The 22,477-nt window shown below is 67.7% G+C and carries 29 protein-coding genes and 1 tRNA gene; 13 read left to right on the top strand and 17 right to left on the bottom strand.

Annotated features, from left to right (window positions below):
* Nucleotides 1–70: 70 nt before the first annotated feature.
* The 5 genes from ACFC06_RS20740 to ACFC06_RS20720 form a co-directional block, all read right to left on the bottom strand.
* A complete protein-coding gene (locus ACFC06_RS20740; RefSeq protein ID WP_375933536.1) occupies nucleotides 71–1,003 on the bottom strand; it encodes an alpha/beta hydrolase in 933 nt (310 codons plus the stop codon).
* A gap of 164 nt (nucleotides 1,004–1,167) precedes the next feature.
* Nucleotides 1,168–1,590 (bottom strand): HIT family protein, encoded by a 423-nt coding sequence (locus ACFC06_RS20735; protein ID WP_375933533.1) that lies wholly within the window; start codon nucleotides 1,588–1,590, stop codon nucleotides 1,168–1,170.
* 135 nt (nucleotides 1,591–1,725) lie between these two features.
* On the bottom strand, nucleotides 1,726–3,147 hold the full coding sequence (gene purB / locus ACFC06_RS20730) for an adenylosuccinate lyase (protein WP_375933530.1): 1,422 nt from the start codon (nucleotides 3,145–3,147) through the stop codon (nucleotides 1,726–1,728).
* Nucleotides 3,148–3,153: 6 nt separating this feature from the next.
* Nucleotides 3,154–3,807 carry a TetR/AcrR family transcriptional regulator gene (locus ACFC06_RS20725; protein ID WP_375933528.1) on the bottom strand — a complete coding sequence of 218 codons (654 nt, stop codon included), beginning with the start codon at nucleotides 3,805–3,807 and terminating at the stop codon, nucleotides 3,154–3,156.
* A 157-nt stretch (nucleotides 3,808–3,964) separates the two neighbouring features.
* Nucleotides 3,965–5,125, bottom strand: coding sequence for a pyridoxal phosphate-dependent aminotransferase (locus tag ACFC06_RS20720; RefSeq protein ID WP_375933525.1), 1,161 nt, complete (start codon nucleotides 5,123–5,125; stop codon nucleotides 3,965–3,967).
* A gap of 171 nt (nucleotides 5,126–5,296) precedes the next feature.
* Between ACFC06_RS20720 and ACFC06_RS20715 the strand changes: the two genes are divergently transcribed.
* Nucleotides 5,297–6,484, top strand: a complete 1,188-nt coding sequence (locus ACFC06_RS20715) for a peptidoglycan DD-metalloendopeptidase family protein (RefSeq protein ID WP_375933522.1) — start codon at nucleotides 5,297–5,299, stop codon at nucleotides 6,482–6,484.
* A gap of 16 nt (nucleotides 6,485–6,500) precedes the next feature.
* Here the strand turns inward: ACFC06_RS20715 and purD are convergent, their stop codons facing one another.
* On the bottom strand, nucleotides 6,501–7,775 hold the full coding sequence (gene purD / locus ACFC06_RS20710; protein ID WP_375933519.1) for a phosphoribosylamine--glycine ligase: 1,275 nt from the start codon (nucleotides 7,773–7,775) through the stop codon (nucleotides 6,501–6,503).
* A gap of 60 nt (nucleotides 7,776–7,835) precedes the next feature.
* Here purD and ACFC06_RS20705 point away from each other — a divergent pair, with 60 nt between their 5' ends.
* On the top strand, nucleotides 7,836–8,213 hold the full coding sequence (locus ACFC06_RS20705; protein WP_278264774.1) for a PH domain-containing protein: 378 nt from the start codon (nucleotides 7,836–7,838) through the stop codon (nucleotides 8,211–8,213).
* A gap of 19 nt (nucleotides 8,214–8,232) precedes the next feature.
* Here ACFC06_RS20705 and ACFC06_RS20700 read toward each other — a convergent pair whose 3' ends face one another.
* On the bottom strand, nucleotides 8,233–8,637 hold the full coding sequence (locus ACFC06_RS20700; RefSeq protein WP_375933516.1) for a hypothetical protein: 405 nt from the start codon (nucleotides 8,635–8,637) through the stop codon (nucleotides 8,233–8,235).
* A gap of 42 nt (nucleotides 8,638–8,679) precedes the next feature.
* On the opposite strand from ACFC06_RS20700, the gene ACFC06_RS20695 reads away from it, so the two are divergent.
* From ACFC06_RS20695 to ACFC06_RS20675, 5 genes are all read left to right on the top strand, one after another.
* Complete coding sequence (locus tag ACFC06_RS20695; protein ID WP_375933513.1) at nucleotides 8,680–9,105, top strand: HIT family protein; 426 nt, start codon at nucleotides 8,680–8,682, stop codon at nucleotides 9,103–9,105.
* Nucleotides 9,106–9,187: 82 nt separating this feature from the next.
* Nucleotides 9,188–9,709 (top strand): DUF3558 domain-containing protein, encoded by a 522-nt coding sequence (locus ACFC06_RS20690; RefSeq protein ID WP_375933510.1) that lies wholly within the window; start codon nucleotides 9,188–9,190, stop codon nucleotides 9,707–9,709.
* 35 nt (nucleotides 9,710–9,744) lie between these two features.
* Nucleotides 9,745–10,134, top strand: a complete 390-nt coding sequence (locus ACFC06_RS20685; protein ID WP_375933507.1) for a hypothetical protein — start codon at nucleotides 9,745–9,747, stop codon at nucleotides 10,132–10,134.
* Between the two features lie 16 nt (nucleotides 10,135–10,150).
* Nucleotides 10,151–11,500, top strand: coding sequence for a hypothetical protein (locus ACFC06_RS20680; RefSeq protein WP_375933504.1), 1,350 nt, complete (start codon nucleotides 10,151–10,153; stop codon nucleotides 11,498–11,500).
* Entirely contained in the window at nucleotides 11,497–12,255 is a 759-nt protein-coding gene (locus ACFC06_RS20675; RefSeq protein ID WP_375933501.1) for an ESX secretion-associated protein EspG, read from the top strand. Before ACFC06_RS20680 ends, ACFC06_RS20675 begins: the two co-directional genes overlap by 4 nt.
* A 51-nt stretch (nucleotides 12,256–12,306) precedes the next feature.
* Here the strand turns inward: ACFC06_RS20675 and ACFC06_RS20670 are convergent, their stop codons facing one another.
* Nucleotides 12,307–12,684 (bottom strand): DUF4143 domain-containing protein, encoded by a 378-nt coding sequence (locus ACFC06_RS20670; RefSeq protein ID WP_375933499.1) that lies wholly within the window; start codon nucleotides 12,682–12,684, stop codon nucleotides 12,307–12,309.
* A 90-nt stretch (nucleotides 12,685–12,774) separates the two neighbouring features.
* Here ACFC06_RS20670 and ACFC06_RS20665 point away from each other — a divergent pair, with 90 nt between their 5' ends.
* Complete coding sequence (locus ACFC06_RS20665; protein WP_375933496.1) at nucleotides 12,775–13,230, top strand: hypothetical protein; 456 nt, start codon at nucleotides 12,775–12,777, stop codon at nucleotides 13,228–13,230.
* A gap of 689 nt (nucleotides 13,231–13,919) precedes the next feature.
* On the top strand, nucleotides 13,920–14,300 hold the full coding sequence (locus ACFC06_RS20660) for a hypothetical protein (protein ID WP_375933493.1): 381 nt from the start codon (nucleotides 13,920–13,922) through the stop codon (nucleotides 14,298–14,300).
* 52 nt (nucleotides 14,301–14,352) lie between these two features.
* Here ACFC06_RS20660 and ACFC06_RS20655 read toward each other — a convergent pair whose 3' ends face one another.
* Nucleotides 14,353–14,796, bottom strand: coding sequence for an SRPBCC domain-containing protein (locus ACFC06_RS20655; RefSeq protein ID WP_375933490.1), 444 nt, complete (start codon nucleotides 14,794–14,796; stop codon nucleotides 14,353–14,355).
* Entirely contained in the window at nucleotides 14,793–15,098 is a 306-nt protein-coding gene (acpM, locus tag ACFC06_RS20650) for a meromycolate extension acyl carrier protein AcpM (RefSeq protein ID WP_375933487.1), read from the bottom strand. Before acpM ends, ACFC06_RS20655 begins: the two co-directional genes overlap by 4 nt.
* On the opposite strand from acpM, the gene ACFC06_RS20645 reads away from it, so the two are divergent.
* Complete coding sequence (locus ACFC06_RS20645) at nucleotides 15,064–16,083, top strand: MerR family transcriptional regulator (RefSeq protein WP_375933484.1); 1,020 nt, start codon at nucleotides 15,064–15,066, stop codon at nucleotides 16,081–16,083. The two genes, acpM and ACFC06_RS20645, sit on opposite strands and share 35 nt — an antisense overlap.
* Here the strand turns inward: ACFC06_RS20645 and ACFC06_RS20640 are convergent.
* The 7 genes from ACFC06_RS20640 to ACFC06_RS20610 form a co-directional block, all read right to left on the bottom strand.
* A complete protein-coding gene (locus ACFC06_RS20640; RefSeq protein WP_375933481.1) occupies nucleotides 16,072–16,659 on the bottom strand; it encodes a GNAT family N-acetyltransferase in 588 nt (195 codons plus the stop codon). The two genes, ACFC06_RS20645 and ACFC06_RS20640, sit on opposite strands and share 12 nt — an antisense overlap.
* A 63-nt stretch (nucleotides 16,660–16,722) precedes the next feature.
* Complete coding sequence (locus tag ACFC06_RS20635; protein WP_375933478.1) at nucleotides 16,723–17,157, bottom strand: HIT family protein; 435 nt, start codon at nucleotides 17,155–17,157, stop codon at nucleotides 16,723–16,725.
* 114 nt (nucleotides 17,158–17,271) lie between these two features.
* Nucleotides 17,272–17,628, bottom strand: coding sequence for a DoxX family protein (locus ACFC06_RS20630; protein ID WP_375933476.1), 357 nt, complete (start codon nucleotides 17,626–17,628; stop codon nucleotides 17,272–17,274).
* The gene (locus tag ACFC06_RS20625; protein ID WP_375933473.1) at nucleotides 17,625–18,227 is read right to left on the bottom strand and encodes a TetR/AcrR family transcriptional regulator; all 603 of its coding nucleotides are present in this window, start codon (nucleotides 18,225–18,227) and stop codon (nucleotides 17,625–17,627) included. Before ACFC06_RS20625 ends, ACFC06_RS20630 begins: the two co-directional genes overlap by 4 nt.
* A gap of 109 nt (nucleotides 18,228–18,336) precedes the next feature.
* Nucleotides 18,337–18,408 (bottom strand) — tRNA-Thr (locus tag ACFC06_RS20620).
* Between the two features lie 128 nt (nucleotides 18,409–18,536).
* Entirely contained in the window at nucleotides 18,537–18,773 is a 237-nt protein-coding gene (locus ACFC06_RS20615; RefSeq protein WP_022565839.1) for an MbtH family protein, read from the bottom strand.
* A 139-nt stretch (nucleotides 18,774–18,912) separates the two neighbouring features.
* Nucleotides 18,913–19,746, bottom strand: a complete 834-nt coding sequence (locus ACFC06_RS20610; protein ID WP_375933470.1) for an alpha/beta fold hydrolase — start codon at nucleotides 19,744–19,746, stop codon at nucleotides 18,913–18,915.
* Nucleotides 19,747–19,917: 171 nt separating this feature from the next.
* On the opposite strand from ACFC06_RS20610, the gene ACFC06_RS20605 reads away from it, so the two are divergent.
* The 3 genes from ACFC06_RS20605 to ACFC06_RS20595 all read left to right on the top strand — a co-directional run bounded on the left by ACFC06_RS20605 (nucleotide 19,918) and on the right by ACFC06_RS20595 (nucleotide 22,453).
* Entirely contained in the window at nucleotides 19,918–20,076 is a 159-nt protein-coding gene (locus ACFC06_RS20605; protein WP_019044795.1) for a hypothetical protein, read from the top strand.
* Nucleotides 20,077–20,134: 58 nt separating this feature from the next.
* Nucleotides 20,135–21,679 carry a trehalose-6-phosphate synthase gene (locus ACFC06_RS20600; protein ID WP_375933467.1) on the top strand — a complete coding sequence of 515 codons (1,545 nt, stop codon included), beginning with the start codon at nucleotides 20,135–20,137 and terminating at the stop codon, nucleotides 21,677–21,679.
* A 66-nt stretch (nucleotides 21,680–21,745) separates the two neighbouring features.
* Entirely contained in the window at nucleotides 21,746–22,453 is a 708-nt protein-coding gene (locus tag ACFC06_RS20595) for a response regulator transcription factor (RefSeq protein WP_375933464.1), read from the top strand.
* The last annotated feature ends 24 nt before the right edge of the window (nucleotides 22,454–22,477 follow it).

Below are 22,477 nucleotides of genomic sequence, written 5' to 3'. Positions count from 1 at the left end.
GCTCCACCGTAGCCGCCGCACTCCCGCGCGGCCCGGCAACTCACCCGGTCACCGGGCCCGCGGAAGAATCTCAGGCGCCCAGCGCCGGGCCGATGACCGGCCAGGAGGCGTGCAGCGCGTCCTGCCAGTACGACCAGGAGTGCGTCCCGACCGGGTGGTAGTCGATCCTGGCGCCGATGCCCGCGACGCGCAGCCGCTGATCGAAGGCGACCATGCAGGTGTTGACGCCCAGTTCGATCGGACCACCGAGGAAGATGTTCTCCGCCAGCTGCGGCTTGATCTCGGCCTCGTGCGGGCCGGGGATGCCGGTACCGGTGGACAGATACAGCGCCTTGCCGCGCAGCCCGTCGACCATCAGGGCCGGGTCGTGCGCCGCCCATTCCGGGCTGCCGGGCGCACCCCACATGTTCACCGGATTCCCGCCGCGATTGGCGATCGAGAACATGATCGCCGCGGCCGCCATCGCGCTGTCGGGGCACGCGCTGTACCCGGCGACGGCCCGGTAGAGCCCGGGATGCCGGGCGGCCAGGATGTAGGCCGCGTTCCCGCCCATCGACAGGCCGCCGATGCCGTTGACGCCGTTGCCGTTGAACTGGCCGTCGATCAGCCCTGGCAGTTCCTGGGTGAGGAAGGTTTCCCACTTGTACCGACCGAACCGCGGGTCGTCGGCGATCCAGTCGGTGTAGTAGCTGGCCTGCCCGCCCATCGGCAGCACCACGTTGACGTTCTTGCCGCGGAAGAAGGCCTCGGCGTCGGTGGCGTTGGTCCAGGTGCTCTGGCCGATGCCCGGGTCGAGTCCGTCGAGCAGGTAGTACGTGCCACGCGAACCGCCGCCGGCCGGGTGCAGGACCTGGAGGTCGACATTGCGTCCCATCGCCGGCGAGGTGACCGTGATGGCTGTGCGGGTGGGGCTGAGCTCGTTCACCCCGACGATCTGCGCCGCACCGGCGGGCGCGGGGTGCACCACCGCCGGTCCGATCAACGCGATGGCGAAAGCCAGCACTGAAGCAGCAACACCTGTACGACGCACGTCCCACCCTCCATTACCGCATGCCAATGACAGTCCAAGGTAACCCATGAGTGGGGGAAGTCACAGCATTCGGCGTTTCGGGCGTTTCTTCAGCAAACTTCACGGTTTGCAATGACCGGTTCGCCCGAAAATGCAGGTCAGCGGGTGAGAGCGCCGCGAATCGAGCCCGCCAGATAGTCGAGATCGGCGCGGGCGGGCGAACTCGGGCGCGCCCGCAACCCGAACCCGTCACCGGGGCGGCGCGGGATCACGTGCAGGTGCACATGGAAGATCTCCTGCCCGGCCGTGACGCCGTCGGCGAGAAAGAAATTCACCCCGTCGGCGGCGACCTCGCTGTCGCGCAGGGCCGCGGCGATGCGCTGGCCGACCTGGAAGAGCTTGCCGCCCAACGCCGGATCGAGATCGGCCAGACTCGGCGCGACCACCTTGGGCACCACCAGCACATGGCCGGGTGTCACGGGCCGGATGTCCATGAACGCCAAGACATCATCGTCCTCGTAGACGTTGGACGACGGCGCCCGCCCCGCGATGATGTCGGAAAAGATCGTGTACGGATTCACAGTGTTATTTTGCGGCTGGCGCCGCGGGTTTGCGGCCCTGACGGGCCTCGATTCTTCCCTCCTCCGCTCAGTCGCTGCGCTCCTTCGCTCCGTCAGTCCAGAATCGAGGCGGGCCGCAAACCGAACGCAGACTCCCTACAAGATCGGCGACGGCGTGTAGCGCGCGGCCTCCGGGTTGGCCTCGACCAGCTTCTGCACCTGCGCCACCACCTCGGACACCTGGTCCGTGGCCGCGCCGATGAACGCCGACTTGTCGGCCAGCGCCGCGTCGAGTCCGGCGCGGTCCAGCGGCATCCGGTCGTCGGCGGCCAGGCGGTCCAGCAGGTCGGGCTCGCGGCCCTGCTCGCGCATGGCCAGCGCCACCGCGACGGCGTGCTCCTTGATGACCTCGTGCGCGGTCTCGCGTCCGACGCCCGCGCGCACCGCCGCCATCAGGATGCGGGTGGTGGCCAGGAACGGCAGGTACCGGTCGAGCTCACGGGAGACCACCGCCGGGTAGGCGCCGAACTCGGCGAGCACGGTCAGGAAGGTCTCCATCATGCCGTCGATGGCGAAGAAGGCGTCCGGCAGCGCGACGCGGCGCACCACCGAGCAGAACACGTCACCCTCGTTCCACTGCGCGCCCGACAGCTCGGCCGCCATCGAGGCGTACCCGCGCAGCACCACCTGCAGGCCGTTGACGCGCTCGCAGGAGCGGGTGTTCATCTTGTGCGGCATGGCCGAGGAGCCCACCTGACCCGGCTGGAAACCCTCGGTGACCAGCTCGTGCCCGGCCATCAGCCGGATGGTGTGCGCGAACGACGACGGCCCGGCACCCAGCTGCACCAGCGCGGAGAGCACATCGAAGTCCAGCGACCGCGGATACACCTGGCCGACGCTGGTGAACACCGAGGCGAAGCCGAGATGGGTGGCCACCTGCTGCTCGAGCGCGGCGAGCTTGCCCGCGTCACCGTCGAGCAGGTCGAGCATGTCCTGGGCGGTGCCCATCGGGCCCTTGATGCCGCGCAGCGGGTAGCGGTCGATCAGCTCGCGCAGCCGGGTGAGCGCGACGAGCACCTCGTCGGCGGCGGAGGCGAAGCGCTTGCCCAGCGTGGTGGCCTGCGCGGCGACATTGTGCGAGCGTCCGGCCATCACCAGCGTCTGGTACTCGGCGGCCCGTTCGGCCAGCCGCGCCGCGATGGCGATGCCGTGCTTGTAGACGTGCTCGAGCGACAGCCGCACCTGCAGCTGCTCGACGTTCTCGGTGAGGTCGCGGCTCGTCATGCCCTTGTGCACGTGCTCGTGCCCGGCCAGCGCGTTGAACTCCTCGATGCGCGCCTTGACGTCGTGGCGGGTCACCCGCTCGCGCTCGGCGATCGAGGCCAGATCCACGTGGTCGATGACCCGCTCGTAGTCCTCGATCACCCCCGCCGGAACCTCGATCCCCAGCTCACTCTGGGCCCGCAGCACCTCCAGCCACAGCCGGCGCTCGAGCACGATCTTGTTCTCGGGCGACCAGAGCGCGACGAGCTCCGGGCTGGCGTATCGGGTGGCGAGGACATTCGGGACGCGGGTCACGAACACTCAGTCTAGTTGGCGCACCCGCTCGGGTTGCTGGGGCATCAGGTTCGGGACCACGGGCGGGGCGACGATGTCAATCATCTCCAGCAGGCCGGCCCTGGCGGGGCGGCGGGGCTCGGATTGTCCTTCGATCAGGGCGCCGACCACCGCGCTGTCGACCACGGCGACCAGGCGGCGCAACTGCTCGGGGCGCACCACTCGGTCGGAGCGGCGCAGCACGTCGGCGAGCAGGTCTTCGAGCTGGGTGCGTAGTCGGAGCTGGACCTCACGTAACTCGGGGTGACGGGCGGAGGCGACGGACCGCTCGTAGCGGGCGATGAGCTGACCGCGCGCGTCGAGGTCGCTGTCGTCGGGGCCGACGAGCAGATCCAGCACCAGGTCGACGGTCGCCTCGGCACCGCGCCTGCGGTGGCTCACCTCGCCGACGCGGCGGCGCATGGCGTCGAGTTCGATCGCGCCGCTGAACTCGACGGCGCGGGCGATCAGATCTTCCAGGGACTCGAAGTAGTAGGTGGTCGAGGCGAGCGGAAGATCGGCCCGCGACGCCACCGACCGATGTCGCACCGCATCGAAGCCACCTTCGAGCAAGAGTTCAGCCGCCGCCGCCACCAGTGCCTGGCGACGTCGTTCGCCTTTGGGGGTCGTTGCGGTGGTCACCGTGCCATCGTGCCAGTCATCATCAGTTCAACCGTGCGCAATCGTCATCGGGGAAACGCTGGGAAATCGGGATAACTGATTTTTACCGCATCCTGGCACCGAAGTGTTCGTACTAGGGAAAGTTGTTGTCGCACATCACTGTTGACAGATGAACTGGTCAGTACTTCAGGAAGCGTCCCAACCGGTCCAGCGCTGCGGCGATGTCGTCGGTGGCGCCGGCGAAGGAGAACCGGACTGTTCGGTCGCCGTGCACGGTGTCGAAATCGAGGCCGGGTGCCAGCGCGACGCCCGTCTCGGCGAGCACCTCGGCGCACCAGGCGCGCGAATCGTCGGTCAGGTGCGTGATGTCGGCATAGGCGTAGAAGGCGCCGTCGGCGGGGGCGAGATCGGTGATGCCGAGCGCGGGCAGGCCCTCGAGCAGCAGCGCGCGGTTGGCGGCGTAGCGGCGCACGTGCCCGTCGAGCTCGTCCTTGGCCTCGGGCCCGAACGCGTGCACCGCCGCGTACTGGGAGATGGCGGGCGGGCACACGGTCATATTCGAGGCCAGGCGTTGCAGCGCCGGACGCAGATCGGCCGGGGCCAGCATCCAGCCCAGCCGCCAGCCGGTCATCGAGAAGTACTTCGACACCGACCCGATCACCACCGCGTCGCGGGAGAACTCCCAGGCCGAGGCGGTCGGCGTGCTCGCGCCGTAGGTGATGCCGTGGTAGATCTCGTCGGAGATCAGCAGCGTGCCGTGTTGTTCGCACCAGCGTGCCAGCGCGGCGAGTTCGGCCGGGTCGATCATCGTTCCGGTGGGATTGGCGGGGCTCGCGACCACCAGACCCGCGGGCGGTTCCGGCAGCGCTTCGAGCATGTCGACGGTCGGCTGGAAGCGGGTCTGCGGGCCGCAGTCGAGCTCGACGACACGACAACCCAGCGCCGTCAGCGTGTTGCGGTAGGCGGGGTAGCCGGGCCGGGCGACCACCACGGTGTCGCCCGCGTCGAAGGCCGCCAGGAAGATCAGCGTGAACGCGCCGGAGGACCCGGTCGTCACCACCACTTCGTCCGGGTGCACGTCGTAGCCGTAGGTCTCGCTGTGGTGCCCCGCGATGGCCTCGCGCAACGGCAGGATGCCGAAGGTCTCGGTGTAGCCGAGCAACTCGTGGTCGATGGCGGCCCTGGTGGCCCGCAGCACCGGCGCGGGGGCCTGGGTGGAGGGCTGTCCCGCGGCCAGGACCAGCACATCTCCGTGCGACCTGGCGCGTTCGGCTGCCGCTTTCCACACATCCATCACGTAGAAAGGGGGAATGGTCGACCGGCGCGATTCTCTGGACACTCGACAGACGGTAGAGCACCCGATTGCGCACGTTCACAGATATGGTCGGCACAATGGCTTCGACAGCGAACACGCAGCCACCGACACGGCCGGTCCGGCCGCGTCGGGAACGGGGCGCGGGGGCAGTATGCGGACATCGACGGTGAGCGCGCGGATGCGGGGCGGTGCCCGGTGAAGCCGCTGTCACGCACGCGGCGCCGGACCGCGACCGACGAGGCGCCGACCGTGCAGTCCCCGTCGACCGACGCCTCCTCGACCCGGACCGAGGCCGAACCGCCGGCGCCGTCGGCCGACCCATCCACATCCGTGCACAGCGGTCCCTCGACGCCGCCGTCCGCGACCTCCGTCGCAGGCAGGAAGCCCACCGGCCGTCCACCCCAGGCCATGGTCAACGGCCGCCTCCTCCCCGCGAACTGGCGGACCGAGCAAGCCGCGAAACCCGGTGTCACGGAACGATTCTCCACCTGGGCCGCCAGGTACCCCATCGTCGGCGAAGTCGCCGGTGAGCTGCGCAGCGGCGAAGTCCGCAAGGTGTTCTGGCAGCGGCCCCGGGCCACCGCCGAAGCGCTGTGGTCACGCAGGCCGAGCCCGGAGCGACTGCGGCACCTCGTGATCGAGCGCCGCGTGCTGATCGCCGGAATCGCCGCCGTGGCGCTGTTCGCCGCCGCCGACGGACACCTCGGCGGCGGCCTCGCCCAGCACCCACCACAGCCCGGCGAGGCTCAGCGCGTCGCCATCGCCTATCCCCCGCAGGTCCCGCCGAACCCGCAGTCGGCGGCCCGCATGCTCGCCGCCATCGCCAAGGGCGAGAAGCGCCGCGAGGCGGGCGTGGTCGCCGCCGCCACCCTGGCCACCCTCGAGCGCGCCAAAGCCGAGGCGGCGGCCGCGGCGTCGGGCGAATGGCAGCCGTGGATGGGTGACCGCGCACCGGTGGTGCCGGGCGTGCTGGTCCCCGGCTCCACCCCGTCGACCGGCGGTTTCAGCCTGCCCGCCAAGGGCGCGTTCACCTCGGGTTTCGGTTCCCGCTGGGGCACCATGCACCGCGGCATCGATATCGCCGCCCCCATCGGCAGCCCGATCTACGCGGTCGCCGACGGCACCGTCATCGAGGCGGGCCCCGCACAGGGCTTCGGCCTGTGGGTCCGCATCAAACACGACGACGGCACCATCAGCATCTACGGCCACATGTACGACTTCTTCGTCTCCCCCGGCGAACGCGTCCCCGCGGGCATGCAGATCGCCCGCATCGGCAACCGCGGCGACTCCACCGGCCCGCACCTGCACTTCGAGATCGTGCAGAACGGTCAGCACGTCGACCCCCAGGCCTGGCTGGCCGTGCACGGACTCAGCCTGACCTAGGGGTCGCGCGGGGGTACTACTTCGCGCGCTCCGGCACGACGACCTCGGTCGCGCCGATATCGGTGCGGAAGTGGCTGCCGGGCAGCTTGATCTGCGCCAGCCGCGCATAGGCGCGCTCGCGGGCCTCGGCCAGATCGGCACCGACGCCGACCACGTTGAGCACGCGCCCGCCCGCCGACACCAGCGCCTTGTCCTCGCGCAGCGCGGTGCCCGCGTGCATCACCAGGGTCTCGCCCTCGAGCGCGCTGTCCTCGGCGCCGCTGATCACATCGCCGGTGCGCGGCCGGGCCGGGTAGTTCTCGGCGGCCAGCACCACGGTGATCGCCGCGCCGTCCTTCCAGCGCGGCGGCTCGACCTCGGCCAGGCGGCCGGTGGCGGTGGCGTGCAGCAGCTCGGCGAAGGGGCTGTCGAGCAGGGCCAGCACGGCCTGGGTCTCGGGATCGCCGAAGCGGCAGTTGAATTCGACCACCGCCGGGCCGTTGGTCCCGATCGCCAGCCCCGCGTACAGCAGACCGGAGAACGCGCTGCCCCGGCGGACCAGTTCGGCCGCAACGGGTTTCACCACGTCCTCGACGATCTCGGTGAGCGTCTCGGCGGGCAGCCACGGCAGCGGCGTGTAGGCGCCCATGCCGCCGGTGTTGGGCCCGGAGTCGCCGTCGCCGACGCGCTTGTGGTCCTGCGCGGGCAGCAACGGCACCACGGTCTCGCCGTCGACCAGGCAGAACAGCGACACCTCCGGCCCGTCCAGGAACGACTCCAGCAGCACCGGATGTCCCTGTTCGAGCAGCTCGGCGCCGTGCTCGCGCGCGGCCGCGCGATCGGCGGTCACCACCACGCCCTTGCCCGCGGCCAGGCCGTCGTCCTTGACCACCCAGGTCGGGCCGAAGCGGTCCAGGGCGGCGTCGAGCTCGGCGGGGCTGTCCACGATCTCGCTGTGCGCGGTCCGCACGCCCGCGGCGGCCATCACGTCCTTGGCGAACGCCTTGGACCCTTCGATCCGCGCCGCGTCGGCCGAGGGACCGAACACCGGGAACCCGGCCGCGCGCACCGCGTCGGCGATCCCGAGCACCAGCGGCACCTCCGGCCCGATCACCACCAGGTCGGCGGACACCTCCGCGGCCAGCGCCACCACGGCCTCGGCCGAGCACGGATCGACCGCGCGCAGCTCGGCGTGCTGACCGATCCCCGGGTTGCCGGGGGCCGCGATCACCGCCGTCACCGAGGGATCCCGGCGCAGCGCCAGGACGAGGGCATGTTCACGGGCTCCGGAACCGATGACGAGTACGCGCACGCAGACAGATTAATCGAGCACAATGGAGCCAAGAGTCATCGGGGCGAAGGGGACACCATCATGGGACTGCTCGACGGAATGATGGGCAACGCGGGTCGCGTGGACCCCGCTGCCGCACAACAGGAATACGCGAAACTGTTCGGCCAGGGCGAGCAGGTCTACTCGGCGTTCCTGCTGGTCCGCGACGCGATGCTGTTCACCAACCGCCGCCTGATCATGGTCGACAAGCAGGGTGTCACCGGCCGCAAGGTGAGCTATCACAGCATCCCGTACCGCTCGATCACCCGCTTCGCCGTGGAGACCGCGGGCACCTTCGACCTCGACGCCGAGCTCTACATCTGGGTCGGCAGCAGCCAGGAACCGCTCAAGCAGCGCTTCAACCGTCAGGTCGACATCTACGAGGTGCAGGGCATCCTGTCCCACTTCGTCGCCATCTGACGCATGGTCGCCCGCTGACTCAGCGCCGCGCCGCCCGCATCGCCGCCACGGCCAGCAGCACCGCCAGCAGCCAGAGCACCGCACCCATCGGAACCGCCGGAAACCACGGCCCGATGCCGTCCGGGAACTCCGCCGCGCGCGGTACCAGCAGCCCGAGCAGCACTTGGGCGAGCACACTCACCGCCGCCAGCGCCGGCCACCAGCCCGGCCGCACGCGCCGCACCCACCACGCCGCCGCGAGCGCGGGCGCGGCCATCAGCACCGCCGTCAACGGAACCACCCAGGCCAGCTGGGTGACGACCGGCAGCGTGACAGTCGTCAACTGCACCACCCACACCACGACCACGAGCGCCGGAACCACCACGAACCCCAGCCCCAGCCACCTGCGAATCCACCGGTCCAGCCCCGTACCCACCTGCACCACAGCCGGTTCCTCCCCGCCTGGGCAAGAGCTAGGCTCGCCCGTATGGCATCCGTTTTCAGCGCGATCATCGCAGGCCAGCTGCCCGGGCGGTTCGTCTGGTCCGACGACGAGTTCGTCGGCTTCCTCACCATCGCCCCCGTCACCCAGGGCCACACCCTCATCGTGCCCCGCGCCGAACTCGACCAGTGGCAGGACATCGACCCCGAGGTCATGGCCCGCATGACCGGCGTCGCCCAGAAGGTCGGCCAGGCCGTCCGCACCGCCTTCGACGCCCCCCGCGCCGGCCTCCTCATCGCCGGCCTCGAGGTCCCCCACCTGCACACCCACGTCTTCCCCGCCTACACCATGGGCGACTTCGACATCTCCGGCGCCAACCCCTCCCCCACCCCCGAATCCCTCGACGAAGCCCAAACCAAGATCAAGTCCGCCCTCCGAGACCTGGGCCACGCAGCCAACGTCCCCGACTGACCCTCCATCCCGAGGGAACCGAATCGTCGGCCGATGCGTCTATAGAGATCGAGTGGGTGTTGTGCGGAACAAGGAGACAATGATGCGACTGGTCGGCTTGGCGGCCGCGAGCTGCGCGGTGCTCGCGCTCGTGGGGTGCTCGAAGGAGGTCGACGGGCAGCCGGAAGCGAGCGGGGCTCCGTTGACCAAGGAGCAGTTGTTCGATCCGTGCGCTACCCCGGACAGTGTGCTGTTGGCGGCGGGCGCCGATCCTGCGTCCAAGGACGACAATCCATTCTCGGTGGAGCGGGCGGAGTGGAAGGGATGCAGTTGGCGAGCCGATGGCTACTATCTCAACTTCCACTCAACTACCAAGACTATTCAAGACTTCCGCGCGAACGACTACCTGCATGACTTCCGCGACATTACTGTCGGAACCCGACCAGCCCTGCAATACCTCATGGGCGACAGGAAGCCAGTCGACCAGTGCGCCATCGCGTTCGACACCAGCAAGGGGACGGTGTCATTGACAGCCGCACTGTTCGTGGCCGACAAGTCAGGAACCGACCCGTGTCCGCTTGTGAATACTGCAGCAACGAAGTTCTTGGAAATCATCCCCGAGTAGCTGATCACTGTGCATAGAAGAGAGAGATCTCAGTAATGGCTCAGAACGAGATGGCCGACAAATTCAAAACCCTGGCTGGCGAGGCTTCCTCGGGGCAGTTGATAATCGAGTACGCCGCGGCTACGCAATGCGCGAATCTGTGCGATGCATATATTGCCGACCTCACCGATCTCTCCAACCGCACTCGACAGATGGTGTTCGTCGGTTCATTTGGCGACCTGGAATCCTCGAAAGCACTCGGCAAGAAGTTCGTCGACTTGGCCGAAGGCGGCGAGGGAACAGGGTCCTACCTCGACGCCGCCACTAAGCATATCGAGATCCTCACCCAGATGGCCGACATGTACCGCAAAGCGGGCGCGGCATACCAGAACTGCGACGAGGCAACACAACTCGCCATCAAGCAACAGACCAATAAGCTCGACTGATTTCGGGGGGAGCGACATGTCGTTCACAAGTTTCATCATCGGCCTCGCCAATCCGAGTACGACCGCCAGCACGCTGGCGAACCGTGTTGGTTCTCTATTCGACACCGATGTCGAACAGACCGATACGGAGCGAAAGGCGCAGGAAGACGGCAACAACGACCGTACACGAATCTATGCCGACAATAAGGCTCTGGCCAACGGATTCAACGGTGAGTACACCGCACCCGTCGTCCCGCAGGTGATGGAAGACTTCACCGATATGTCGCATTCGCGAATCATGGCGTATGTCGAATCGATTGATGTCGAGGCGCTGGGAACGAGCATCAATGGTTGGACCAAACTGGCTGAGGACACCGGCACCAAGGGCCAGAACTTCCATGACAACATTCAGAAGGAAATGGAGCGCGGGTGGTCGGGAAGCGCGGCCAACCAGGCGCTGGCCAGTACCAGGAGCTACCTCGCCGACGTAGACAAAGTCGAACAAGCTGCGCGGTTGATCGCGAACAAAATGGAAGAGGCCCGGTCCGGACTCCAGCAGGTCAAGTACTCCGTACCCCACGAGTCCGATGACCAGAGCAAATCCAAGCTGGGCATCGTCGCCTCCGTCCTTTCTCCGGGCACCGGACTGGTCATCGACGCGGCGAGCAACGCGCGCTCGGAGGCCGCCCAGAACGCCGCCCGCGAAGTCATGAAGACCGTCTACAAGCCGGTAGCCGAGCAATCCGACACCCAGGTCCCCAAGGTGCCCTTGCCGGTCGACCCCTCCTCCGACAAACCGGACGACGGCAAGAACAAGCCCACCGGCAACCAGAACGACAACAACAACAGCAACAATCAAAACGGCACCAAGCCGACCACCACCAACCCCACCACCGAGGACCCGACGACCGAGGACCCCACCACCGAGGACCCCTCGACCGACGACCCGAGCGACGACGACACCACCGACGACGACACGAACCCGTCGACCACCCAGCCCGACACCACCCCGGAAACCCCCACCACCACCAACCCGGGCACCACTCCCGCCGGCACCACCCCGAGTGGCCTCACCCCCGGCGGCGGCAGCCCCGGTGGCAGCCCGGGCGGCGGCAGCCCTGGCGGCACTCCCGGCGGCACCCCCGGCACCCCGACCGCAGGCACCCCGGGCTCCCCGAACGCGGCGGGCGCCGCAGGCACCGCGGGCACGGCAGGCGGCCGCAACGGCATGACGGGTATGGGCGGCATGGGCGCCCCCGGCGGACGCGGCGGCGGCAAGGACGACGAGAACGAGCACTCGGCCCCCGACTACCTGCGCGGCGTGCACGAGGAACTCCTCGGCCCCGACCGCCTGCACGTCCCGCCTGTGATCGGTGGCGACGCATGACCGACTCCTGGGAGCTGACCCCGTTCGAGTTCTGGGTCGCCTGGGAAACGCTCGGCCGCGACCGCATGCCGTGGCCGCTCACGTTCACCTCCGGCGTGGAAACCCAGGTCGAGTTCGACCAGCAGTGCCGCCGTGCCGCCGATTCCCTGATCGCCAAGATCGGCACCGACGAGTCGCTCTATCACGCCCTGCACGCCCTGGCCCATCCCGACCTGCGCGTGGAACTGTTCGGCCACCGCTTCGACGGCCGCACCCGGATGATCCGCGCGTGCGGCGCCACCGAGTCCAACACCGGTGTCGTCGCCGCCCAGATCCCCGCCGAGGAATACGGCAAGGGCGGCAACATCCTGATCTACCTGCGCTCGTCCTCGGCCGTGGTGAACCGCCTGATCGGCATCCTCCCCAAGGTCCCCCCGGGCACCACCGGCGGCTTCAACGTCCACCGCGACGAACTCACCGCCACCCCCGACCCCTACGCCCGCCACCGCTCCCCCGGCGAACAAGCCAAAACCTTCCTCACCCGCCCCTTCCGCACCTACGCAGAATTCCGCGTAGACACCGGCCCCGCCCTCGACGGCTGGAAAGAAGGCGGCACCCGCCTCCAGATAATCGACTACACCGACGACGGCCGCTACCTCATCCACGAGGAAGAACGAGTCCGAGCCACCCCCACCACCCCCGACCACCTAGCCACCGAACTCCAATCCCTCATAGACAACGCCACCCGCCCCACCACCCAATCAACCTGGTACTGAACCACATCCAGCACCACCGACCGAGGAGCGCACCATGCCCTCCTCGGTCACCTACGCCGCTGTTTGCCACAGTGCGCTGACCGGAACGGCAAGCATTTTCAGGCCTGCTTTGACCTCGATGCCTACCACTTCGCCTCTGCGGTTCTCCAGTACGGCATCGACTTCGACCTGGTCGCGTGTGCGGTAGTGGAACAACTCGACCTCTTCGTCGGACCAGCTCAATTGCCGGGCGATCTCCATCAGAACGAAGCCCTCGAGAAGCCCGCCGAGCTGTCCCGATGGCCGTCGCAGACTCCGTGCGTCCGCGCCGATCTGGTGTGCCGCGATCCCAGAGTCGACAAAGGCGAGTTTCGTACTGGTTGATCTGCCGCAGTTGAGCTGGTTGATCTGCCGCACCTGGTACCAGCAACCCGCCGTCACGAACAACACACCATGCAGAAGAAGGAGACATTTCATGCGCCTGGCCGTGACAAGCCGCGCAGTACCTACTCAGGCGGACTGCCCGAAAGTAGTCGGCTGATGAAGCAGCGCATCCTTGCCATCCTGATCACCTGCGCCTTCGGCCTCTGCCTCGGCGCCGCGACCCTCATGGCGCTGAGCCAGCCGATCAATGTGGTGGCCTATTGGGCTGGGTATGGCGACCCCGTGCAGGTGGTGATAACCGAAGGGTCTTCGGGGTGGAGCTGGGGTCGCAGCGATCCTGGCGAGGGGCGAACAGTGCTCGGGGACAGCATGGTTCGGCTCTACGACGTCAGCGTGGGCGAGACGGTCACCGCTCGTGCGCGTCTGATCAATATCGGCACCGAACCGTACCTGTATCACAGCTCCCTCAATGCGGCCGCAGACCTCGTCTGGCTCATCCCCACCATCCTTTTCGGCGCCCCCTTCGCCCTGCTGATCCTCGCGGTCGTCGCACCGAGCCGCGTCCACCACATCACGCGACGACTCCAGGCCTACAACGAACGAAAGCGCTGACCGACACACACGAATCCTGCTCATACCCTGCGGATTCGAGTCATCACCGGTCCAGATCGCAACGTGCCGAAGCAGTTTGCCGATCTGTTACCAGAGGTGTACCGTCGCGAACACAGAACGGCCCCCGGGAGTGCTACCAACACTCTCCGAGGGCCTGGGTACGAAACAGCATGCACCTGCTCGCACCGTAGGGGACACCCTACCTTGCAACGCCTCGGCGTCTCGCCCTGCCGAGCCGACGTCCTTGATGCCAGGAGTGAACACTCCCGAGCTCGGACGACCGCGCTGTCTCGTCCCAGGCCCCGGCGGGCTGCTCGATGGTCGTCACCGACGAGCCCGACCAGGGGGATCCACCAACACCCCACTACCCAGCCGTCTGCGAGTACCACCGTCGTACGCCTCGCACGTACGCACCGTGTCGGCTCGGGCGTGCACACCTTCGACACGGTCCAACCCAGCCACGCGTCCCCTACGACGCGGGGCCAGAAGTGTTGGCCGAGAGGGTCTATCGGGGCATGGCGATCGGGAGTCCGGGGCAGGGGGTTACGACACCGGCACCCCTGGGTGCTCCGATTCTCTCCTGGAGCCCTGCCCTGACGTCCGGACCGGATGACGGTTTCAGTTCGTCTACCTGGTGGTTTACGAATTCCGCAAGGAACCGGCACTGCCTGGCTTCCTAGCCTCGTCTCATGATCACAAGCATCTCGACCGCAAAGACTTTGGTGGCCATCGGGACTGCCGCGTTCACCGCGCTCGGTGGTGGGTTCGCCTCGGCCGACATCGGCATGGACACCTACGTCGACGAGGACTACCCCGACTCGTGCCTGGTGCTCCAGAATCACGCCGGGAGCGACGCCGAAGTCCGGCTCAACTACCCCATTCACGGGGGTAGCTGGACCGTGGCCCACGACGAGGTCTTCCATCTCGCCGACGATGGCTACCCGGTGATGTCACCGACTGGTGCCTGGAGCGTTCAGGTGAACCCGCCCGCCCAATTCATCTGGAATTTCGACCCCGGCTTGAACACCGGCCTGGGTTGCAACGGGTCGTGGGTTCTCACCTTCGCCTGATCGCCCGAAACCCCTGTCGGGATTTGTCCACAGTTACCGACAGGGGTTGGGATCAATGGTGTATGGCCTCGCCCAGCCGAGGCAGGAGCGAACGCTTCCAGCCCCGTTCCATCGCGTTGCGCAGCATTCTCTGCCTGCGGTTGGTGATGTCGAAGCCCGTTTGGGTGAGCAACAGGCGGGTGCCGCGGCCCTGCGGGATGAGGGACCAGTCGACAGTCCAGCATTCCGGGTGTTCGGTGCGCAGGTAGCGCCAGGTGTAGGTGAGCTGGTGGAACGAGCGCACCGCCAGGACTTCGCAGTGGATCTCCTGGCCGGGCTCCTCCGGGATCGCGAAGTGGAACCGGGCGCCGACGACCGCCACGAATCCGATCGGACGGAACAGCCAGCGCGCCAGCAGATCCGGGTCTGTCAGTGCGCGCCACACCTCCTCCGGATGTTGCGGGAAGAAGTTGCCGAGTTCGATCGCAGCGGGGTCCGACTGCGCGTCAGCGATCAATTGTCCTGCCCTTCCCGATATTTCGCCTCCATCTCGGCGGCGAGTTGTGGCTGCTCGGCTTCCATCTTCTGCACGTAGACGACCACGTCGCCGACGGTGCGCAGTGCCGACAGGTCCTCGTCGGGGATCTTCACGCTGTACTTGTCCTCGAGCTGCACGGCGATCTCCACCAGCGACAGCGAGTCGATATCCAGGTCCTCGATGAAGGACTTCTCCACCGTCACCTCATCGGCCTCGATACCCGTCACTTCCTCGACGATCTCGGCGATGCCCGCGACGATCTGTTCTTCTGTAGTTGCCATGGATCAATACGCTAAAAGCTCCACCGGGGTGGAGGTGCAAGGAATTGTGATGGACGACACACGCGTGAGCATCGGCGAATTGGCGCGCCGCTGTGGTCTCACGGTGCGCACGATCCGGTTCTATTGCGACGAGGGAATCCTGGAATCGCATCGCAGTGCGGGTGGACACCGCCTTTTCGACGCCGACAGCGCCACCGAACGACTACTGCTGATCCGCCGCCTGCGCACCCTCGGGCTCGGCCTGGAATCGATCACCGCTGTGCTGCACGGCGATCGTTCGCTGGAGGAGGCAATCGTCGCCGAAACCGCCAGTGTCGATGCGGAATTCGCGTCGCTGGCATGGCGCCGCGCCTCCTTGCGCGCCGTCACCGCCGCCCCGGCATCCCAACGCACCGCGCGACTGACCCTGCTCGCCGCAGCCCAAGACGGCGCCGCCGCCCACGATCACCTGGTGCGTTTCTGGCGCCGCATCCTCACCCCCATACCCCGGCACGACATCGACCGGTACGTGTCCTGGAACATCCCCGAGCCGCCCATCGACCCCTCCGTCGACGACATCGTCGCCTACGCCGAATTGGCCTCCCTCGCCGCAGATCCCAGCATGCAGAGCACACTGAAGCGCCATGTCTGGCGAACCCGACCCGAACTCGTCCGCGATCCGCGAACCCTCTACGACGAGATCGGCGAAATCATGGACGATGTCGTCACCCGCATCACGCAGAACGTAACCCCTCATCACGGCAGAGAACTCGACCACTTCGTCACCGCCCACGCCAACGCCCGAAACCTCCCGGACTCCCCGGAATTCCGAACCCAACTACTCGCCGACACCACCGACCCCCGAATCCACCGATACTGGTCCCTGACAGAACAATTGCTCGCACCACGCATCACAGTCGGCCGGGCCCTCCACTGGATCCACGACGCACTGGGTGCACAACTTGTTCGGCCACACTCGGCTGATCGGCGATATTCAGGAGGGTGACGGGCCCTGCCAGGGCTCGCATGGCTCGCGTGGGTCGGTGTGGCGGAGGGAGGCTGTCCAGCCGTCGGTCGATTCGCCGCGTTGGGTGATGATTCTCGGGGCGGTGCCGTCGTAGCGGAAACCGTTTCGCCACACTGTTTTACGGCTCGCCCAGTTGCCGACGACCGCGCGCCAGTACATGACTTCGATTTCTTGCGCGAAGGCGTGGTCGAGGGCCAAGGCGACCGCGCGCGTCATCAGGCCCTCCCCGCGCGCGGCGGGGTGCAGGCCGAAGCCGATCGAGGCGGTGCCGGAACCGTCCGGGCGGTAGTCGACGGAACCGCAGAAGTCGAGACGTTCCGTGCTGATCGCCCAGGTGCGCAGGGCTGTCGGCGACGGTGATTCCCAGTCGCGGGCGGTGCGCTCCAGGAAGTCCTCGGCGTCCGCACGGCCGTAGGGGGACGGCACGGTGGTGAACCGCAGCATCGCGGCGTCGCGGCACTGTTCGACCATGGCGTCGAGATCCGTCGGCCGGTGCGCGCGGAGGGTCACCACGCCGTCGGTGAGGACGGGGACGTCATCGGGGAAGCGGGTCATGGGGATATGGCAACAGGAACCCGGGCGCGCCGCAATCCAATTCCCGGCGGCGGAACGCGGTGTTCAGAAGTATTGCGCCAGGCGGGTTGTCAGGTCGGTCAGCCCCTGCTCGTCGACGCGTGGGCCGTCGGGCCAGGAGTCGATGTCGAACCAGTGGGTTTCGGGTGGGGTGCCTGTGGGGCGGGCGAAGACGTGCTGGTGGAAGTGGGGGACGCTGCGGCCGACGATCGCGGAGAAGACGGATTCGGGGGCGAGTTCGGCGCGTAGGGCGGTGGCGGCTCGGTGTGCCGCGCGGCCGACGGCGGCGGCCTCGTCGTCGGTGAGGTCGGCGAGGGTGGGTGCGTGGCGGAGGGTTTCGATGAACAGGTAGCCGGGGCGGGGTGCCGCCTGGTCCAAGGGACGGTGGGTGACCAGCACCAGGTCGTCGGCGAAAATCACCGGTCCGACCAGTGGCCCGATGCCTTGATGCTTGTCGCAGATCGGGCACGGGGCAGGCACGATCGCGAGGGTAACAGCGATGTGGTCAGGTCGCTGGTCAGCACTTTGTCGCGTACCGCCGCCAGGCCCACCAGCACTACGTGCTCCGCCCGGAGCCGGGAGCTCAACCGCCCCTCACACCACATACGTGATCGCCGCTACCACCGACAGGGCCAGCATGCCGAGGCAGTTGATCCAGAATTCGGAGCCGAGGAAGCGGGCGCGGTAGTGGGCGTAGGCGGCGCAGAGGAAATAGGCGATCACGCCGATCGCGGTGGCCAATCCGACGCCGGGGTATTTCAGGCCGGCGAGCAGGCCGGCGGTGGCTGCCAGTTTGATGGCGATCAGGGTCCACCACCAGTCGCGGGGGAAGCCGACGCCGTCGAGGCATTGCTGGATGAACTTCGGTGGACGCACGGACATGAGGGCGTCGGCGAACAGGGAGAGCGCGAGTAGCGCTGGTAGCCACCAGGGTTCTGGAGCGTGGATCATCGGGTGCCTTTCGGGTGCGTGATGACGAATTCGATGGTCTCTCGGAGTTGGACGGCCGCCTCGGGCATCGCGATGGCACCGGAGGAGGCGGTCATCAGCAGGCCGAGGTAGGCGAGATAGATGGTTCGGGCGCCGCGGGCGACCTGGTCGGGGGGCAGCGCTGTTCGGGCGAGTACGGCTTCGAGTTCGCCGAGCAGGGCCTGCGCGAGGTCTCGGAAGATCACCGACTCGTGGTTTCCGCGGACGAGGATCGCCAGGTACTCGCGGGAGAGCTCGGAGTCGAGCGCGAAATATCCGACGAAGGGTCCGAACAGTTGCAGGACGTCCTCGGCGGTCGCGGTCGTCGTCGCGGGTGCGGGTTCGGTGTGCCTGTTGTCGTGGACCGACGTGATCCAGTTCTCGAAGATCGCGACGAGCAGCGCGTCCTTGTCCCCGGCCGCCATGACGGTCCCGGTGCTCACGTCCGCTTCGGCGGCGATCTGCCGAATGGTGGTCGCCTTGAAGCCTTGGGCGCGGAAGAGCCGATCGGCTGCCGCCAAGACCTTCTGCCGCGTCGCCGCCTGCTGCTCCGACCGCGACTGAACGCGTTCATTGAACATGTTCAGTAGAATACATCGTGGTTGATCACCGCCGCAACAGGGCGCCGCAGAAACCGGCGGAAGGCACGAAAAAAGGCCCTGACCTGAGGTCAGAGCCTTTTTCTTATTGAGCCCCCTGTCAGGATTGAACTGACGACCTTCGCTTTACAAGAGCGGTGCTCTACCACTGAGCTAAGGAGGCGGGGTTCTAGCTGGGGCCCCGGAGGGCAGCGACCATCATAACCGGGCGCGGCGGCCGCGGGCATCGGTAGTGCCGCGCGGCCGGCGCGCTCGGTGTGCGGTCCCGGCGCAGTATCGGAAAGTTACTGCTCAGGACTGGGCGCGGGCCGCATCGTCGGCGGCCATCGCGTCGCGCAGGCTCTTGGGACGCATATCGGTCCAGTTCTTCTCGACGTACTCGACGCACGCGGCCCGGCTCTCTTCGCCGAACACGACACGCCAACCCGCCGGGACCTCCGCGAACGCGGGCCACAGGGAGTGCTGCTCTTCATCGTTGACCAGAACGAAGAAGCGGCCGTCCTCGTCGTCGAAGGGGTTGGTGCTCAATTTCACCTCACTGGATACTGGCGCTGTGTACGGGATCGCACCGGGTGCGAACCCCGGGCGTTGTGTCGACCCTAGCAAGGGAGACGTTACGTCTGGGCGGTTACCTCGGGCAGTGTCCGTTTCCGCCCGGCCGCCGGGTTCAGCCCGCGAAGAAGTCGAGGAGGATCTTGTTGACCGCCTCGGGCCGTTCCAGGTAGCCGTAGTGGCCGGTGTCGGGGATCTCCTGGTACCTGGCGCCGGGGATGGCCTCGGCCACCTCACGCGACAGGTACGGCGGGATCATCCTGTCATCGGCGAAGCCGATTGCCAAGCACGGCACCGTGATCGCGCGGTAGGCGGCCACCCGGTCGAACTCGTGGTCCATCGCCCGCTGGGCGCGGATACCGGGGGTGGCGGGGCCGCCGGTGAACTCGAACAGGTCCAGCCAGTCGCGCGCGGCGTTGGTGTCTGCCATGGTCGCCGGCGACAGGTTCATCACCGCGGTGAGGGCGGCCTCGAACTTGGCGGGCAGTTGCACACCGGCGGCGTCGAGGTCCTGCTCACCGGCCGAGAGGGTCTTCTGGAACTGGTCGAGACGGCCGTGACCGGCCATGAACACGGCCTTGCGGACCAGGTCGGGGCGGGCCAGCGCCAGTTCCTGGGCCACCCGCGCGCCCATCGAGGTGCCCGCGACCAGGGCGGGGCCCTCGCCGAGGAGCTCGATCAGCGCGGCGGTGTCGGCGACCAGCTCCTCGATCCGGATGCCGTCGCCGCCCTCGTAGGAGGGCGCGATGCCGCGGTTGTCGAAGGTGCACACCCGGTAGCCGGCGGCGACCAGCGCGGGCACCTGGTGCAGCTCCCACACCCGGCCGGGCGAGCCGGTGCCCATGATCAACACCACCAGCGGACCGCCACCGGCGACATCGGTGCCCTTGGTACGGTCGCCCTTGACCTGATAGTTCAGTGCGATGCCGTTCACCGTGGCCACTGGCATGAAACAAACCTCTCTGGGGAGTTGAGCTGTCCGGCACCACGGTAACGGGACAACGACGACACGGCACCGGGGCGGGGTGATCGGGCCGGGAGTTCATCGGCCGTCCACGGGAGCCCGATAGTATTGACTACTCGCACGCGAAGCGTTTGGAAACCGGGAGGACGAACCATTATGGCCGCGAAGAGCAGCGCCAACGACATCGCCGACGACGAGCTCGAGCCGCTGGCCGACGAGACCGCTCGCCAGGCACAGCGTGTCGTCGCGGCTTACGCCGAAGACGCCGACGAGTGCCGGATGCTGCTGTCGATGCTCGGCATCGGCCCCAGCTGACCCCACCCGGCGACCACAACCTCAAAGCGGGACCCTGCGACGCGCAAAGGATGCGTGAGTGGACAAGATGATCGACGACCAGTCCAACAACCGTCCGTCCGAGAACAGCGAATCCGTCGCGCCCGCCCCGAGCGGGTCGGGCTCGGGTTTCGTGGTCGTCGCCAACCGGCTGCCGGTCGACCTCGAGCGTCTGCCCGACGGGACGACCAGATGGAAGCGCAGCCCCGGCGGTCTGGTGACCGCGCTGGAGCCGGTGCTGCGCAGCAACAAGGGGGCCTGGGTCGGCTGGGCCGGGGTACCCGATGTCGAGGTCGAGCCGATCATCGAGGACGGGCTGGAACTGCATCCGGTGCCGTTGTCGGCGCAGGAGGTCGAGGACTACTACGAGGGGTTCTCCAACGGCACGCTGTGGCCGCTGTATCACGACGTGATCGTGCGGCCGGTCTACGACCGGTCGTGGTGGGCGGCCTATGTCGAGGTCAACCGCCGTTTCGCCGAGGAGACGGCGAAGGTGGCCGCCGAGGGGGCGACGGTCTGGGTGCAGGACTACCAGCTGCAGCTGGTACCCAAGATGCTGCGGATGCTGCGGCCCGATCTGACCATCGGATTCTTCCTGCACATCCCGTTCCCGCCGGTCGAGCTGTTCATGCAGATGCCGTGGCGCACCGAGATCATCGAGGGGCTGCTCGGCGCGGATCTGATCGGCTTCCATCTGCCCGGGGGCGCGCAGAACTTCCTCTACCTGGCCCGCAGGCTGGCCGGTCAGCCCACCTCGCGCGGCAATGTGGGCGTGCGGTCCAAGCTGGGCGTGGTGCAGGTCGGCTTCCGGACGGTGCGGGTGGGCGCGTTCCCCATCTCGATCGACTCCGCCGATCTGGACGAACTCTCGCGTCGGCGGTCGGTGCGCGAACGCGCGGCCAAGATCCGCGCCGAGCTGGGCAATCCCAAGAACATCATGCTCGGCGTCGACCGGCTGGACTACACCAAGGGCATCGACATCCGGCTCAACGCGCTGCAGGAGCTGCTCGAGGAGGGCCGGGTCGACCCGGCCGACACCGTGATGGTGCAGCTGGCCACCCCCAGCCGCGAGCGCGTGCAGAGCTACATCAAGATGCGCGGCGACATCGAACGCCAGGTGGGCCGGATCAACGGCGAGTTCGCCCGGGTGGGCTACCCGGTGGTGCACTACCTGCACCGGCCGATCCCCCGCGACGAGCTGATCGCGTTCTTCGTGGCCGCCGACGTCATGCTGGTGACCCCGCTGCGCGACGGCATGAACCTGGTGGCCAAGGAGTACGTGGCCTGCCACAGCGACCTCAACGGCGCGCTGGTGCTCAGCGAGTTCACCGGCGCGTCGGCCGAGCTGCGCCAGTCCTACCTGTGCAATCCGCACGATCTGGACAGCGTGAAGGACGCCATCATCGGCGCCCTCGACGACGAGCGGGACACCCGCCGCCGCCGGATGCGCTCGATGCGCCGCCAGGTGCTCACCCACGATGTGGACCGCTGGGCGCGCGCCTTCCTCGACGCGCTGTCGCAGGGCAATGTCGCCGGGTCCGCGCTGCTCAGCGACGAGGACGTGTACCCCGACTCGCCGAACTGAGCGGCACACAGCGACCTCACAGCGTCGGTCCAGCCACTTCCCAGCGTGGTGGTGGAGCATGAACCCATGAGTGGTGTGCCGCCGGAACCCGAGGCCCGGGTGCTCGTCGTCGACGACGAACCGATGATCGTGGAACTGCTGTCGGTGAGTCTGCGGTTCCAGGGCTTCGAGGTGGCCACGGCCGCCGACGGCGCCGAGGCGCTGGACCGGGCGCGCACGTTCCGCCCGCAGGCGCTGATCGTCGACGTGATGATGCCCGGGATGGACGGCTTCGGCCTGTTGCGCAGGCTGCGCAGCGACGGCATCGACGCGCCGGTGCTGTTCCTGACCGCCCGCGACGACGTGGACGACAAGATCACCGGGCTCACCCTGGGCGCCGACGACTACGTCACCAAGCCGTTCAGCCTCGAAGAGGTGGTCGCGCGGCTGCGGGTGATCCTGCGCCGCGCGGGCCAGGCGAAGCCGGAGCGGACCAGCACCCGGCTGCGCTTCGCCGATATCGAACTCGACGACGACACGCACGAGGTGTGGAAGGCGGGCGAGCCGGTGGCGCTCTCGCCCACCGAGTTCACGCTGCTGCGCTATTTCATGGTCAACGCGGGCAGCGTGCTGAGCAAACCGCGCATCCTGGATCACGTGTGGCGCTACGACTTCGGTGGCGAGGTGGGCGTGGTGGAGACCTATGTGTCGTATCTGCGCAAGAAGGTCGACACCGGCGAGCAGCGGCTGATCCACACCCTGCGCGGGGTCGGCTATGTGATGCGGGAGAAGTGAGCACCGGGCTGCGCGCCCGTCTCG

It is taken from the genome of Nocardia sp. NPDC056064 (assembly GCF_042266925.1).
Lineage (GTDB): Bacteria > Actinomycetota > Actinomycetes > Mycobacteriales > Mycobacteriaceae > Nocardia.
Note: the sequence above shows the minus strand (reverse complement) of the source record. Positions and strands in the feature narration are given on the sequence as shown.

What these genes read in the sequence shown, in the direction of transcription:
- ACFC06_RS20690 (WP_375933510.1), top strand. Translation starts at nt 9,188, where the DNA reads ATGCGACTGGTCGGCTTGGCGGCCGCGAGCTGCGCGGTGCTCGCGCTC.
- ACFC06_RS20610 (WP_375933470.1), bottom strand. Translation starts at nt 19,746, where the DNA reads ATGCCAGTGGCCACGGTGAACGGCATCGCACTGAACTATCAGGTCAAG.
- ACFC06_RS20645 (WP_375933484.1), top strand. Translation starts at nt 15,064, where the DNA reads ATGCCCGCGACGATCTGTTCTTCTGTAGTTGCCATGGATCAATACGCT.
- ACFC06_RS20605 (WP_019044795.1), top strand. Translation starts at nt 19,918, where the DNA reads ATGGCCGCGAAGAGCAGCGCCAACGACATCGCCGACGACGAGCTCGAG.
- ACFC06_RS20685 (WP_375933507.1), top strand. Translation starts at nt 9,745, where the DNA reads ATGGCTCAGAACGAGATGGCCGACAAATTCAAAACCCTGGCTGGCGAG.
- acpM (WP_375933487.1), bottom strand. Translation starts at nt 15,098, where the DNA reads ATGGCAACTACAGAAGAACAGATCGTCGCGGGCATCGCCGAGATCGTC.
- ACFC06_RS20665 (WP_375933496.1), top strand. Translation starts at nt 12,775, where the DNA reads ATGAAGCAGCGCATCCTTGCCATCCTGATCACCTGCGCCTTCGGCCTC.
- ACFC06_RS20675 (WP_375933501.1), top strand. Translation starts at nt 11,497, where the DNA reads ATGACCGACTCCTGGGAGCTGACCCCGTTCGAGTTCTGGGTCGCCTGG.
- ACFC06_RS20630 (WP_375933476.1), bottom strand. Translation starts at nt 17,628, where the DNA reads ATGATCCACGCTCCAGAACCCTGGTGGCTACCAGCGCTACTCGCGCTC.
- ACFC06_RS20660 (WP_375933493.1), top strand. Translation starts at nt 13,920, where the DNA reads ATGATCACAAGCATCTCGACCGCAAAGACTTTGGTGGCCATCGGGACT.
- ACFC06_RS20640 (WP_375933481.1), bottom strand. Translation starts at nt 16,659, where the DNA reads ATGACCCGCTTCCCCGATGACGTCCCCGTCCTCACCGACGGCGTGGTG.
- ACFC06_RS20695 (WP_375933513.1), top strand. Translation starts at nt 8,680, where the DNA reads ATGGCATCCGTTTTCAGCGCGATCATCGCAGGCCAGCTGCCCGGGCGG.
- ACFC06_RS20625 (WP_375933473.1), bottom strand. Translation starts at nt 18,227, where the DNA reads ATGTTCAATGAACGCGTTCAGTCGCGGTCGGAGCAGCAGGCGGCGACG.
- ACFC06_RS20595 (WP_375933464.1), top strand. Translation starts at nt 21,746, where the DNA reads ATGAGTGGTGTGCCGCCGGAACCCGAGGCCCGGGTGCTCGTCGTCGAC.
- ACFC06_RS20680 (WP_375933504.1), top strand. Translation starts at nt 10,151, where the DNA reads ATGTCGTTCACAAGTTTCATCATCGGCCTCGCCAATCCGAGTACGACC.
- ACFC06_RS20705 (WP_278264774.1), top strand. Translation starts at nt 7,836, where the DNA reads ATGGGACTGCTCGACGGAATGATGGGCAACGCGGGTCGCGTGGACCCC.